Here is a 15,648-nt window from a genome sequence, read left to right as displayed (position 1 = left end):
AGATTTGCAGATTACGATAGAAGACGAAAATATTATTCCTTATAGGGCAGAAGGAATAGCCGCTATTACTCTACCTGTAAAATTTATGAAATTTCAATTTAGCTCACAAGACATCGAAAAAACCATTAGTCAAGATGGGATTAGTATTACCCTAAAAGAATGCAAGAATAATTTTGTTCATTTAGAAATTGATGGATTGCCAAGGAAGGGTAAAGAACTGATTTGTGTTACATATGATAAAAAAGGCAAAAGACTAGAGAATGTTGGACGTATGAGCGGGCCAAAAGATATGTTTAGTGAACCAGATCAATCGCTTAATGTAGAGGAAACCATAAAATATTTGTATTTATCAAAAGGCAAAGTCGCATCAATAGAAATGTATATTCCGGAACGAACAGTGTCTAGGCAAATTAGTGTAATTGCCACAAGAGAGCCGGGACGATTAGGAACATCATATGACGAATGTGCTGAAGCACCTCGGTATGTGAAAGACGCTGAAAAACCGGCCTATCAAACAATTGATCCGGGAGATGTTATAAAACAGACAAGAATAAGATCGACACGCAATAATGCAGTTTTCGGCTTTAATACGCCGAAAATAGGAGTAATATTGCCACGAATCGATAATAGTCGGTATGCTGAAATAGAATTTAGCGATACCGTACTAATAGGAAAATTCGGTAAGAAACTAAAATTCGAAACAGAAGACTATCGTGACAGAGAAAATTTTTCGGAATCCGAATTAAGATTAATGAATAAAGATCGTAAGGGAATTATCAACTTTGCAAAAGCCGCAGGCACTATAGAAATTAAATATCCAATTTCTATAACCACATTAAGGTTTACTAAAGCCAATCCAAGTATGTCAGGCGCTACAGTTACCTTTAATGACAATTTAGTCAGCTATTCAGGGTCAGTGATAGAATCAGTGGATAGCTTTTTGCCGGATAATCTATGTCCTATTCGTGCTTATGACATTACAGGTCGCCAGTTGCGAAAAGTAGCGTATCAAAGAGGTGGGCTGGAATATGGTTCAGCAACTTTTGCCTTTTGGGGCAAGGTAGAAGCATTAGAGATAGATATTGTTAATAAGCGGGTAAGCCTTGAAATGCCTTATAATCTAAAGCCTAGCCCTATGATTCCGCTTAATAAAATAGGTTCGCCTGAAGAATATTAGCCAAAATGGAGAAATAAAGCATTTTAATAAAATGTAATTTTCAAAACCAGGGGGGGCATATGAGCATTTTGGCAACAGTCGGAATAGCAGCTGTAGTCATATTTTTCATGGGTATCAGGATTGTAAGGCCCACGCATCGCGGGCTTATAGAACGGTTCGGAAAATATAATCGTTTTGCCGAAGCGGGGTTTCATTGGATCATCCCCGTTATTGACAGGATGTTTCAGGTAAACGTCACCGAACAGATGGTCGACGCGGAACCGCAGGAGATCATCACAAACGATAATCTTAACGCCCGCGTGGACGCGCAGGTGTATTTCAGGGTCAAAGCCGATGAGGATAATGTGAAAAATTCACAGTATAACGTGAATAATTATCAGTGGCAGATAGTGAATCTGGCAAGGACGACCTTAAGGAATATCATCGGTACGCTGACATTGAAGTCGGCAAACAGCGAAAGAGGCAAAATTAACGCGGAACTGCACAGAACGCTTTGTGACGAGACAAAGAGCTGGGGTATAGACATAGTCCGTACCGAATTAAAAGAAATCGACCCGCCCAAGGACGTCCAGGAGACGATGAATAAGGTCGTAAAGGCGGAAAATGAAAAGATAGCGGCCATAGATTTTGCCACTGCTACCGAAACAGAGGCAGACGGGGCAAGAAGAGCCGAGATCAAAAAAGCGGATGGCGTAAGGCAGGGCAAAGTCTTGGAGGCGCAGGGTGAGGCTGAGGCTATCAAGCTCGTGAACGAAGCGGCGGAGAAATATTTCGTAGGGAACGCTCAACTTTTGCGTAAACTTCAGGCAATGGAAACCGCTCTTCAGAATAATGCGAAGATCGTGATTCCGTCCGATTCAGACCTGGTTAACGTTATCGGCGAAATGGCCGGTGTACTGCCGCTAAAAAGGGAAAAGAGGGAAGAAGGCAGATAGCTCGATTTTTTAATAGGAAAATAGCCTTATGCCGCAACAAGCCGTTTATATTTATATAGCATTTTTTGCTATTATTGTTTTGGGCGTGCTTTCTATTATAAATTCGAGCATTCGCTCGGGGCAATTCCTGAAGAAGCTAGCGGCGCAACGCGGGTGGAAGTACTTTAAAAAAGACGAAAGGGATATCGGCTTAAAGATTAACAACTTTGTGCCCAATGATTATCAAGTGAAGGGCATGCCCGTAGACCGTTACAAGTCCTATCGCGGCCTTGAGCATTTTGTAAGTCATGACGGGATTACCATATTTACTGGATGGGAAACTCACGGTAGCCCTAAACATCGTTCATCATCTAAGCAGTTATTTTGTTTCTTTGAAACAGGCAATGCCAAAGAGTTTTTCCTTAAACGCTGCTGGATAGGAGGAAAAGCAAAGTACTACTCACCGTATTCACCCAAGAGGGTACAATTCAGAGGCTGGGATAAGGATGATATCGATCGCCTGCAAACCAATCCCTTATTCATGCCTGTCAAAGCGGTATTGGATGATCCTAATCATAAAACAATGGCCGAGTTGTACGCGAAAGACAATAGAGTATTTATTATCTACTATCCAACGGTATCGGGTACCGTAAACGAAAAACTGGTTAACTCATTGTTTAGTGTTGCCTCAAGAATTAAGTATGCTTTGGAGAAAAATCCGTATCCGGCAGATATCCCGCCTTTTATTACAGCTCCAAAACAAAAGAAACAAGGCCTATTAGGAACTATTTTAGCTTTTTTGATTTTTTGTCTTCTCCCGATGGTATTGGGAGGATTAGGCTTATTAGTGGGTGTTATCGGAACAGCACGCGGCATATCAAGCTTATACTGGCCTACGACAACAGGCACAGTCATTTCTTCAAAAGTTGTACGCGCCGCTCAAGATACTAGCGATACTAGCTACAAGCCAGAAGTAGTATTTGAATATCAAATAGATAGTGCCATGCATACGTCTAATGCTATCGATGTATTGGACCTATATGGCGCTACAACGCTTTCGAGCCGCAGTAATGCGGAATACGCGCTTAAGCCCTACCTGGTTGGCAAGGGAGTAGCTGTCCATTATGACCCGAATCGTCCCGAAAGAGCTATTCTTAAAGCGGGGGTATCAGGCGCAGTTTTTTTATTTCTTATTTTAGGTACGATTTTTGTAGGCGTAGGGGTACTTGTACTATGGGCGCTAACTCGTAAGGAAGGGATTAGATCCAGCAAAAATCTGGTTAAATGATATGCTCATTAGGGCAACGCGCAGCTTTACGATGTTTAACTTATTGTAAACAAAGATGTTACGGAAGAAATGGTTAAAATAGATGTTAGGATTTAAAAAAGATAGATTATGCCCATTGATTTCCGTGAATATATATGGTATAATATATTGAATAGCGCAGAGGTATGGCAATAATACCTCTTATTTTTCCATATCTTATTTTGGGACTTTGTAAAGCGAAAGGAGTTGTGATGAAGAAAATAATATTATTTGCCTTAATTTTTAGCGTTATATTTAGCTCATTTATAACGGAAAGCAGGGCAATAGAAAAAGATCCCAGGCAGAGTAATTTGCAAAAAATTGTACAAAGATGGGAATCGCTCTGGAAAATGATACACCTCGAAAAAATGAACGAAGCGCAAAAAGCGTATTTTCAGAAAGAGTACAGCGATATTTTATCTACAATAAAAAATTTACCTGAAGAGGGACTTCTTCGACTTCAGGCAGAAATAATTAAAATTGAAGGTAAGCCAAAAACTGAAGGGGAACACTGGGGTAATATGGGGTCTATGATTAAGAGTATATTGATTTCAAAATGGGAAAGCCAGATGGAGAAGCCCCAGGTTTTAATAAATAAGGTCTTGCCCATCGTGATGAATGTTAAATATCCTGATTGGATGCGAGCGAGTTATATTTATTATATGGAGGGTATTCTATCTAGATATAGAAATAAAAAGTTGTTATTTCCAGAAAAAGATCTACAAACAATCATCGATAATTTAGCAGTTTTGCTTAATGATAAAATTAATAGTGGCGTAGATGTTGAAAAACCAGCCATAGAGATTATTTGTCTTTTTGGAATAGGCGATAAGCATATAGATACGATAATTGCTTTTTTAGACGATAAAGATGAAGAGGTACTTTTAACAACTTTAAGATTCATAGTTTTCACAAGTTTTGAACAGGGTAAAAGGTCTAAAAAATTCGCTACTCAAAAAGCATATGAAAAGCTTTCACACATTGCCCAGTCTCCCGATATCTATTCTAGTAAAGTGATAAATGAAGCAATTTTAGCTATAGGGAGTCTGCAATTCCCCGAAGGGAAAGAGATCCTACTCAAAAAATTTAATGAAGAAAAGGACATAGATAAACTCCAAATTCTCATGAGAAGCCTCTGTGCTTATGGCGATAATGATTTGATAGAGTTAGTTCTAAATAAGCGAAATAGTAAAGAACTGAAAGATATGGCGAGATTACAAGTTTGCAGTCCTGGTGATGAAAGGGTGATGATTAAATTTGCTGAAGAAAAAGACGGCGAAATGCTTATCTTGGTCCTGAAAGAACTAAAAAATATGCCAGGCGGTGCTTTTAGTTTAAAGGAAGCGCTTCCCCTAATTGAAGGTAAAATTTCACACAAAGATAAATGGATACGATCGACAATTTTGGACATAGTAAAGAATAAGGTGGAATTTGAGATAGAGGCTCTAGGACCACATAAAGATTCCGTGGTTCTTAATAAGACATTATTAGTATTAAAAGAACGCTTGCCACAAGAAGGTGATAAGGAACTTCAGAATAATATTAAGGCGAATATCAAACTAATAGAAGGCTCCTTTAAAGAGGAGATACATAAAAAAGAACCCACAGGATAATCCAATGTCGAAGAAAATGAATGTTATGACAATTTTGGCTTTATGCATTTTGAGTACTGTGTCTAATTCTTCAGTCAACGCGGGAGGAAATCTTGAACACCAAGAGAGAGCCGATGTTGTATTTAGAAGCCTTAACATTCCCATTTCCGATGTCCATGGTGGAATATATACTGGATTTCTGAATGGCTCCCCCGATTTACATAGTAATCACAATATAATTGAGATGCAACCTGCAGGCGTAAGGAGAGTACGTACATTGCAAGAATTTGAAGATGCAACAGATTATCATGGATCTTTTTCAAAAGGATCATCTCTAGATAAAACGACCCGTAATGAGATAATAGCTACAGCAGGGAGATTAGTGTCTAAACCTTATTCAGGTGATGCGCGTACTGAGTACATATATTGGGACGATAATCGGGGAAGCCTACCGGGTAGACTTGAAGAAAATGAAATTATTCGTATGCGCTCTGATGCATATGTAGAATTTTGCTATGCCGATCGTGGTCATGCAATTGTTCACACTCAATCAGGCGGGACGATTATTACGGATACAGACGCATTTAATGAAATAATTTTGAGACGTGGAATTCACTCTCCTATTGAAATTTATACGACTAGGTATCTCCCAAGCGACCAGATGATTGCATTGGGCAGCGCATTTTATCAAGATCCCAACCGAGTCACAAATTTTAAGACTGCCGGACACGACAACGCAATTGGTAAATGGAATGACCCGCAATCAAAAAACCCACATATAAAAATTACGTCATGGGAACCTGCTACCGATACTCATTCCGGTATTAAAGGATACTTTACGAAATGGGACAAGATTTCAAGTACTATACCAACTTATACAGATTCCGATTTATCTGAAGTTACACTTTATGACGGCCGATGGTATTTTCATATCCGCAGCGTTGATAACGCTGGCAACTGGAACAAAGCTGGAAACGGGATGTATTCAACCGCACACCTCGGCCCCATATGCATAGACACAGTTGCACCGTTTGCTGTTACCGGCCTTACCTCCTCTACCCATGAAATAAGCAAATGGTCCAAAGATAAAAATATCACTATGGTGTGGATAGCAGCAGAGGATGATCCTCGTATTGCAGGCAATGATTTAGACATATCGGGTATCGGTGGTTACTCAGTAGCATGGAATGCGGAACCGGATATGACTAAGGATATCGGTAATGATACATCATGTTCTAAGCAATTAGCTGATGGAAAATATACCTTCAAGATAAAAAGTGTCGATAAGGCAGGCAATTGGGGTAATGAAATAGCGTCAGCAGGGCTTTTTTGGATAGACGTGACGAAGCCGAAGATAAGTATTCAAACAATAAATGTATACAAAGGTATAAATCCGGATGGCTCAAGTTGGGGGGTTGCCGCCCGGGATTTCGGCGTGAGGATTGAAGATCCTACTATGAATGGCGTATATTCAGGGTTAGCAATGGTGTCTTTTAACGGCAGAACTCATCTTGAAAACGGCCGGCAGAGCATGAATACGACAATACATTTGCGCACACCAGCCAAATTACAGGTAACAGCAAAAGATATAGCAGGCAACACTTCATCACAGAATCAAAATAACCCGGATCCATATTTCATTCAATACCCAGAAACTATTATTTTTGACCCCTTATTAAAGGAGTTTGCAAAAGATATTATTTCACCTACGACATCCATTGGCATAAAGGATAACATTACTATTCCTTACGAAATCCCCGAACCGCTCAGCGTCCTAACTCGAATATTTAATTCACAAGGTAACCTCGTAAAAATAATCGAAAATACCTACATCTCCACGCCCGGCTCATATAGCTTCACATGGGATGGCAAAAATACAAATAATGCGATTGTACAGGACGGAAATTACTATTACCTTGTCGAAGGTGTAAATCCATTAACCGATCAAGCTATGCTTCAGAAACACGGCATTATCATAGTAGATAATACACTACCTCAAGTTACAATAACCAGCGCAGAATTAAATATGCCCTATTGGGGAAATCTTACTCTTACTTCAAACATCAATGAGTCGAATATCTCCGGCATCAAAGCATATTACAAATTAACATCGAGTGGTACATACGCACAGTCAGAAATCCTCGAACGAGCCTATGACAATGGAACATGGAAACTTACCCTTGATACCCGCACATGGCCGGATGGTGCATACGATGTAAAAGTAGAATGTTATGATTATGCAGGCAATGCGGACCAAGCGATAACCGACGTAAATATACAACGAAACCACACTAATTTAGAAGTATATGATGTTGCTTTCGGCGTGAATTTCGAAAATGGCGAAAGAGAATTTATCTCGTATTTCTTGTCAAGACAGGCAAATGTTAAAGTAGAAATTTATACACCCCAAGGCGCCTTGATAAAAACGCTTTATCAGGGGTTACAGAATAGCGGTGATAATACAATTTATTGGGATAGGACAGATAGTGGTGGTCAGGGCGCAGTAAGCGGAGATTACGTATATGAGATAACCTCACCGGATGATTCTTCATTCATTTATACAACAGACTTTGGCCTCCAAAGAACCAATGCCGAAATAGTAAGCCCAAGTTACGATTGCCTTATACGCGGTTATGTTCCTATAGAAGGAACGGCAACAGGCGAGGAATTTCAGAGTTATACACTTGACTACGGCGAAGGCGAAAACCCTGAAACGTGGATTCCTATAGCAACTTCTACTACTCCAATTGATGGTGGCCTCTTGGCATATTGGGATACTGGTTATGAATTTAAAGCTTATTGCACACCGGGTGTTAATTATCCTTCCGAAGGGCTTAATGGTGTTTACACTTTAAGGCTCACGGTTACGGATACAGCAGGAAGGCAATTTGTAGAAAGGATAAAAGTAATAGTTGGTAGAGTAATCTCAAATGAATTAGGCGGTGAGGGAAAGAGCCCTGATGAAAAAGTCAAATTCAAGGTCGAGCCGCTTTCAATTGACACAAGCTATCTCGTAGTCGCAATTCTTCCGAGCGACAATGAAGCTATTGCTCCGCAAAATATGAACGTAGTGGGCAGTATATATGAGTTTATGCCGCCATACTTAACGCTATTACAGCCTGCGATTTTGGAGATGTCATATACGGATAAAGATTTGGATTTAAATGATGATGGCCAACCCGATGTAGACGAGGCGAAGTTGGGGATCTATTGGTATGATTTCGAAAAATCAAAATGGATGCCAATAGATAGTGAACGTGATATCGCTAATAATGTCTTGACGACTAAAGTTATTGAAATTCTACCCTATCGCGCTTATTATGCAATTCTTGAAGATGATGTACCGCCAGAGGCGCCTATAATATTTGAGCCGCTTTCACCGATAAATAAGCAGACCATTAATATATATGGTTTAGCCGAGGAAAGCTCATCCGTTGAAGTGTTCTTAAACACCGTTTCTTTCGGCATTCTGAAAGCAGCGGAAGGTGACGGGTGGTACAGCCTTTATCTACCAAATTTGATAGCAGGCGGTAACACTGTTACCTCGCAAGCAAAAGACAAATATAATAATGTAAGTCCCTTATCGACCCCAAGAATAGTTTTAGTGGAACTGCATCCGCCTTCAGCGATTAATTCGGTATCGCTTAAGAATGAAGATTTCTCAAGTGATTTTACAGGGACTATAGTCAGAGTCGGTGATAAGCTTTATGTAGAAGTTTCGGGAGTTGACAGTAGCCCTTCCACGATAGATATAACATCTGTCCGCGTTACATCATCCATTACAGATCCAACCGGCATAATAGTAGTGCTCACCGAAACAGGCCCGAATACAGGCATATATAGAGGAATTGTCTATGTAGGAGCACGAAGCAGCAGTGTCGAAAGAACTATAGCTGCACTAAATAGTGAAGTTTTGACTATAGCATCAACTATCGACCCCTCTAAGAATGTCTTCATCAATGTCGAAGATACGACTATACCGGAGCCACCTTTAGTTTATACAACATCGGGTGATTCAATATGCCAGGATACTTTTGAGGTAAATTTAGGCGATTGGGCCAATAGAAGCGGCATAGATGGAGCAAGCGTATACAGGGATAATACGACATCAGCCACAGGCCTCTATTCCGTTAAACTCGTGAATGAGAAAAACGGCGGCGATTTCTCGTGTTATGTTTTACGTAAGAGTTTTCAAGCAGAAGAATTTCCTGTAATCAGGTTTGATTATAAAATCCCAGAGGATGCAAAAATAAATATGCGCCTTTTTGTTAATGGCTTATGGCATGAGGTTAGATTAACAGATGATCTTGAACAGGTTAAATCAGCTGTTCCCGTGATAGGCGCGGTTTCCGATATGGTGGCCGATGGTGAATGGCACTATGCGGAAATAGACATTTATAAAATGTTAAAGGCCATTTATCCAAATACGTCTACCTTTACCGTCTCTGAAATCATAATGGGCGAATGGGATATGTCCTATTGGTACTCCACCGTTCCGGGCGAGAATAATGCCCAAGGCGCTACATACTGGATGGATAACCTCATTATTACAAAACCCATATCCCAGCCTTTTGAAATTTGCTGGGATCCTCCTTCAGGTGAACCGATTGTCGGTTATAGCTATTCGATAGACAGAGTTGCTGATAATATGCCCGATGGTATAAGTGAGGGTACGGCTACTTCTATAACTTACACTGGCTTAGCCGATGGCGTATGGTATTTCCATATAATGGCTCAGGATGGCTCAGGTAACTGGTCCAACGCCAACCATTATATGGTTATAAAAGATGATACACCGCCTATAGCATATGAACCCAATCCTGCACAAGGCGTTACAAGCAGTAGCCCTACCATAAGTTTAATTGTTGATGATTACCCGGGCGTAGGGGTGGATGAAGAAACAATACGATTACAGGTTGAAAATGTTACTTATGATACCTCTAGCCCCGCCTTAGATTATGATCCTGAGACAAAGATTCTCACATTTATGCCGTATAAGTTAAGCCCAACTTCAGTAGTATTCGCAGACGGCCAGGAAGTAAACGTAAGCCTGCTTAGCGTCAGCGATAAAGCAGGCAATGCGATGACTTCTCCTTACAGCTGGTCATGGATTTATGATGTGGATACGGATACAACGCCGCCTGAAGCGCCTACTATATTATTCCCGAAGTCCAATATTGCCAATATAGGGAAGGTCATATTTACCTGGATAGCCCAAGATACAAGCGGAATCCAAGGCTACTCCTTTATTTTAGACGATAGCCCCTCCACTATCGTAGATACAGTAATCGATGGAACGATGAGACAGCAGGTTTATGAACTAGCGGAAGGAACGCACTATTTCCATGTTGCAGCAGTTGACAATGCCGGCAATTGGAGCGAGACCACTCATTTCGAGCTTACGGTTATACCGGTAAGTTTAGCCGTGGATGACTTTGACGATGGGGTAAGGCCGAACCTATTGGGCGGTGACATGGATACTTTCCCTTGCCTAGACGGAAGTACTTGCACGTATAGCTATATAAATACTACCGGTGTAGTAATGGGAGGATACGGTTATTCCCTAAGACTGGATTACAACATTTTGTATGGCAGTAGCTTTGCCGGTTACTGGACTGCATTTATCGGTAGAGATATCTCTATGTATAAATCCTTGGAGTTCTGGGTAAGAGGCGCAGTAGGCGGTGAGAAGTTCACCTTCTACTTAAAAGATCGGGCGGAAAACGAGAGTAAATTGAATATAGCAGATTATCTTCCTGATGGCGTCACCACAACTTGGCAAAAAGTGACAGTGCCACTTAACGATTTTAACCAGATTATGACATGGAACGATATGGATTCTTTCGTCATAACCTTTGAAGGTATGATCGGAAGCGGCTCCGGCACTATCTATGTAGATGGAATAAAATTCGTATCAGACAATCTCCCGGTCGATAATTTTGACGCAGGGAAGCCGTTAAATGAGCCCGGAAGCCCGTATTGGTTCGCGAATAACGGCGCCGACATTGCGGTTAGCTATGAGGAGCTAAGTCCATTTGGCGGAAGCGGCAAGTCTATTAAGCTTGAATATACCGGCGTTACGACCGGCTTTAGCTGCAGTTGGCTTAGAGAATTAGGCAATATGGATGTCTCAAATATGAATATGCTCGGTTTCTGCGTAAAGGGCGCATTAGGAGGCGAGCATTTTAATGTATACCTTAATGATGGCTCAATGAGGGCCTATGTTGATATAAGAGATTACATTACCTTAAGAGATGACTGGCATTATGTGAGGATTCCGCTTATGGACTTTGCGGCTCAGGGGCTGGATCTTTCGAAACTGCTGCGTCTTGAGATAGTTTTTGAGTGGCAAATAATGTCAGGCATAATATTCATAGATAATATTGAATTTACTAATGGTTTATTTAAAGAGCCGAGCACAGGGCCCGTGAAGATTTACGAGCAGAAGCTTTTGGTCGGCGGAAATCCCTTCATAGTTCGCGGCGTTGGCTATCAACCTACCCCAATTGGATATTACCCATATAACAGGTACGACGGCTCGCCTTACATAGACGTTTTTGCGGATACGCCTTATAACCGCACTATGTGGGCTCGAGACTTAGAGTATTTGAGAGAGATGCATTGTAACACTATACGGACCTGGGGCGCGGTAACAAGCGAGGCATTCTTGGATGCCTGCTATAATAACGGAGTCAATCCCATCTATGTCATAATGGGGTATTGGCTTGATTGTGCGAAGGATTATTCGGATTACGCTAAACCCAACGTTCCTGAAAATAGAATAGATGTATTAGAAGATTTTGTTCAATATGTCCAGACATACAAAGATCATCCGGCTGTTTTAATATGGGCTATCGGTAATGAGGACAATTATTGGTACCCCGGCTATAAAAGAGGGTTATATACTCTAATCAACGAAATGGCCCGAACTGCCTATGAAGCAGAGGGCTCAGCCTATCATCCTGTTATGTTCCCAAGCAGAGAGCTTGTGTATATGGGCGAGGAATCGGTTCGCTCAACAGACTTTGCCATGAATTATCTCGATATCTGGGGCGTCAACACATATCGTGGTAATACCTTTGGCGATTTATTCAGTAATTACCAATTCAGAAGCACAAAGCCATTCGTAATAACCGAATATGGCATAGATGCCTGGGATAACATGGCTTCGCCCCCCACCGAATATGAAGATATGCAGGCAAGTTACGCTACAGCTCTGTGGGACGAAATTGCGGCAAATGAGAACTTTTGTATGGGCGGGGTTATAATGGAATATTGCGACGAATGGTGGAAGGATGATGATTTAGGGAGCTACCCTGATAGCCATGATTACGGAGGCTACGAAAACGAAGCTCATCCTGACGGTTTTTCTAATGAAGAGTGGTGGGGTATCATGCGTACCGTAGATAACGGTGATTCCATAGATATGATGGCGCCGCGCGAGGTTTATTATGCCTTAAAAGATAAGTGGTCAAGCGCACGTCTTATAGATGATTTTAACGATGGTGGCACCGATCCTAATAACCCTGGCAGCGCAACAAGTACTTATGTCTATGGTACTGGTTCCACTTGCTCGCGCACTTATTATAACACCGATCCAGACAATGTATTAGGCGGCTTGGGCTATTCAATGAAAATACAATATAACATATCAGGCAGCGGCGCTTACGGTCGTTTTGATTGCGCTCTCAATAGCATTGATGCAAGAAAATATAATGCCATAAGTTTTTGGGTAAAAGGAAATGCAGGAGGCGAACTATTTAAAGTTGCCTTAAAAGATAACCAGCTCCACGAAACAAAAATAATGATAACCGATTATTTATCTAAGGGTGTAACTACAGAATGGCAAAAAGTCATTATACCTTTTGCGGCCTTTAAGGCCGTTACATATTTGGATAAAGTAGATATTTTCTCGCTATATTTTGAAAGCGCCATAAATAGCGGGAGTGGGGCTATATACATTGATGATATCAAAATGGAAATGGCCAACGCATCGATTTTTGTGGATAATTTCAATGACAACATTTCAGCAAATGCTCTTGGCGGGAGTAGCTATCCATGGGGTAACGCGAGCATGACTGTAAGTTATGACACGGCTAGTCCATACGGCGGTTTGGGAAAGAGTTTATGTCTTGAGTATAACGTCAGCGTAACAAGCTATTTTTGCGGATGGACAACTAGGATAGATTATCTTAATGCTTCGTCAAAAGATACGTTATCGTTTTATATAAAAGGTGCAGTTGGCGGCGAAAAGCCCAATATTTATTTAAAAGACACTGCGGGTCATCAAAAGTGCGTTGATGTAGAGAATTATGCTACAGTATCAACAATATGGCAGAAGGTAAACATTCCTCTTACGGATTTTTCAGCTTCAGGAGTTAATGTATCAGACCTTGCTGAGCTTACGTTTAAATTTGAATACGGGATTATGTCAGGAACGATCTACTTAGACGAGATTGCTTTTACAAATTATAGCATTGCACTTATGCCGGCATTAAATGAAATACCCGAATTCAGCAACACAACACCGATTACGCTAACAGGTAATAAACCAAAGAATACAGCAGTTGTTATAAATGGTGTGCAGGTTATAGCGCTTAATGCCGATACCTCGTGGTCTTATGACCTGCCTTTGATAAATGGGTCGAATATAATAAGGATAACAACGCGGGACACTAATGGCAGCGAAAGTGAAGCAGTAACGGCAAGTGTTGTATTAGATACCGAACCGCCTGCCATTTCCATAACCTCACCGCATGATAATACGGGTACATCTAATGCAAGTGTTATCGTTGAAGGTACGGTATCCGATGAGCACTTGTCAGCCGTAGATGTAATAGTAGAAGGTGTATCGGGCTGGACCGAAGCCACTGTAAATGGCGGCAATTTCTCTTGCACCGTAGATATACCTATCGATGGAAGGAGAGCGGTGATAGTTGCACGAGCCACTGATACAGCGGGTAATACATCGACTGACTGTGTTGGTATTATCTACGGCTATATGCGCTTTATCAAGTTGCCTCACTATTATCAGAAAGGCGAAAACCTGTTTAATCTATCCAGTATCGCCGTTGTGCAAGATATGTTGGATTTTATGAGGCCCGAACCAGACGATATCTTCCCGCAAGACTGCGATATCTATAATTACGCGCATCCGAAGAATTTAGCGGAAAACCAGGCACTTACAGAACTTGACCCGAATGGCATGGACGCGGCAGTAGAGCATTACGATATTTATACGCAAGGTTATAATTTCAGCATAGAAAGCTATGCCAATACTCCGCAAGACTTTGCTACTTATCTTAAAGAGATTATACACTGGATGAGCTGGCCTGTGCTCGAGACATGGTCCGACTATCCTCCGGAAGGTATTGATCCTAAAGATCCTCTTTATTCCGACTATTTTACGGAAGAACCTTATGTGCCGGTAATGTTACCTCTTTACGGAGATGTAGAAGGCTATTCGAGATGGATAGTAGTAAACGGCTGCGCTTCAAACATAGACCCGTTTACATATAACACACAACCTTGGAAATACGCTTATGATATAACAGGTATAACGATATACGGTCTATTTCTCACAGATTCCGAAACGCTTGGTATCGGACAAGATGTATATATCACCTCATCCGAGTTAGCTAACTACCTTAAACCTCTTCCAATAGTCGCCATACAAAATAAATATATAGGCGACAAGTACGCAGGTAAATACGTCATGGTAGCAGAACCTCCGGAAGAAGAGTTTGAGCTCGAATGCATGATAGCCCCGCCTAATATAAATGAGTCCACAGCGAATCTTTTGAATATCGCCGACCACATGAACGATGAAAATATATCGGAATTTAATAAACATCTTGTAGATTCGGCGTTAGTGGTGAAACTTAATGAACCGGAAGCTTTATTGCATTTTTCCACAGGCGGGGATCTTGTAAGCCTATTCAAGCCAGAGATGGCGGCGGATTATTCCTTTGCTATATCCTGGAAGGATATAATCGATCCAATGCTTCTGCTTAATGAGAACTTCAAAAAAGCTATCCAGAACTCAGTTGTAAGAGAATTTATAAAGGTTTGCAGGATTGATGTAGGGCGTGATTACTACATAATTCCTTTTGACAAATATACAGGAGGTCAATTCCAATCATATGCCGCAATTCTGATTGATGGAGAAGACGGCCACTTTATTCAAGCTAGCTATGTGGAAGAGCCGACAAGGTATGTGCAGATTTCAAAGGAAGAAGCAATTCAGGAAGTTATGGAGTCTATTACGAAAACAGCTACTGCGGTAAACATCGAAGCTCGCCTTATATGGAAACCGGGTGGTCCCACAGCTTCGCCATTCTATCCTTACTGGGAAGTTACGGTAGGAGATAAGAAATACTATGTTGTGAAGAAGTAATCTACAAGAAAATAAGAGACGTGTCACTTTGGGCCACTCCACTTAAAGAATTTTAAAATAATTTGAAAGAAAATAGTCCCCTCATACGTATATATAGGTGAGAGGAGGCGATTTTTATGTCAGGATAGGAGGGGGGCGAATTTCAAGCCGCAGTATTTTATTGTAATTCTAAAAAGAGTGTGATATTATTAACTACGCAGTAGGAGGATTTATGGCCAAAAAGAACTTAGAGAGAGTATCTTTCGAGAGAGAGACTAGGGTTT

General features: G+C 41.1%; 5 protein-coding genes. All 5 read left to right on the top strand.

The window, feature by feature from the left end; translation table 11 throughout:
• On the top strand, nt 1–1,177 hold a 1,177-nt coding region (locus KKI13_02535; protein ID MBU4487929.1), incomplete at its 5' end, for a hypothetical protein.
• 59 nt (nt 1,178–1,236) lie between these two features.
• A complete protein-coding gene (locus tag KKI13_02530) occupies nt 1,237–2,112 on the top strand; it encodes an SPFH/Band 7/PHB domain protein (protein ID MBU4487928.1) in 876 nt (291 codons plus the stop codon).
• Between the two features lie 28 nt (nt 2,113–2,140).
• Complete coding sequence (locus KKI13_02525; GenBank protein MBU4487927.1) at nt 2,141–3,379, top strand: DUF3592 domain-containing protein; 1,239 nt, start codon at nt 2,141–2,143, stop codon at nt 3,377–3,379.
• 230 nt (nt 3,380–3,609) lie between these two features.
• Nucleotides 3,610–5,010 (top strand): hypothetical protein, encoded by a 1,401-nt coding sequence (locus KKI13_02520; protein MBU4487926.1) that lies wholly within the window; start codon nt 3,610–3,612, stop codon nt 5,008–5,010.
• A gap of 640 nt (nt 5,011–5,650) precedes the next feature.
• The gene (locus KKI13_02515) at nt 5,651–15,385 is read left to right on the top strand and encodes a hypothetical protein (protein ID MBU4487925.1); all 9,735 of its coding nucleotides are present in this window, start codon (nt 5,651–5,653) and stop codon (nt 15,383–15,385) included.
• Nucleotides 15,386–15,648: the final 263 nt, after the last annotated feature.

It is taken from the genome of Candidatus Omnitrophota bacterium (assembly GCA_018894435.1).
In the GTDB taxonomy this organism is placed as follows: domain Bacteria; phylum Omnitrophota; class Gorgyraeia; order JAHIPI01; family JAHIPI01; genus JAHIPI01.
The sequence above is the reverse complement of the archived record's forward strand: the minus strand, read 5'-3'. Positions and strand labels throughout refer to the sequence as shown.

Bases quoted from the DNA above. Each gene is read 5' to 3' on its own strand.
- KKI13_02515 (MBU4487925.1), top strand. From the start codon at position 5,651: ATGATTGCATTGGGCAGCGCATTTTATCAAGATCCCAACCGAGTCACA.
- KKI13_02525 (MBU4487927.1), top strand. From the start codon at position 2,141: ATGCCGCAACAAGCCGTTTATATTTATATAGCATTTTTTGCTATTATT.
- KKI13_02530 (MBU4487928.1), top strand. From the start codon at position 1,237: ATGAGCATTTTGGCAACAGTCGGAATAGCAGCTGTAGTCATATTTTTC.
- KKI13_02520 (MBU4487926.1), top strand. From the start codon at position 3,610: ATGAAGAAAATAATATTATTTGCCTTAATTTTTAGCGTTATATTTAGC.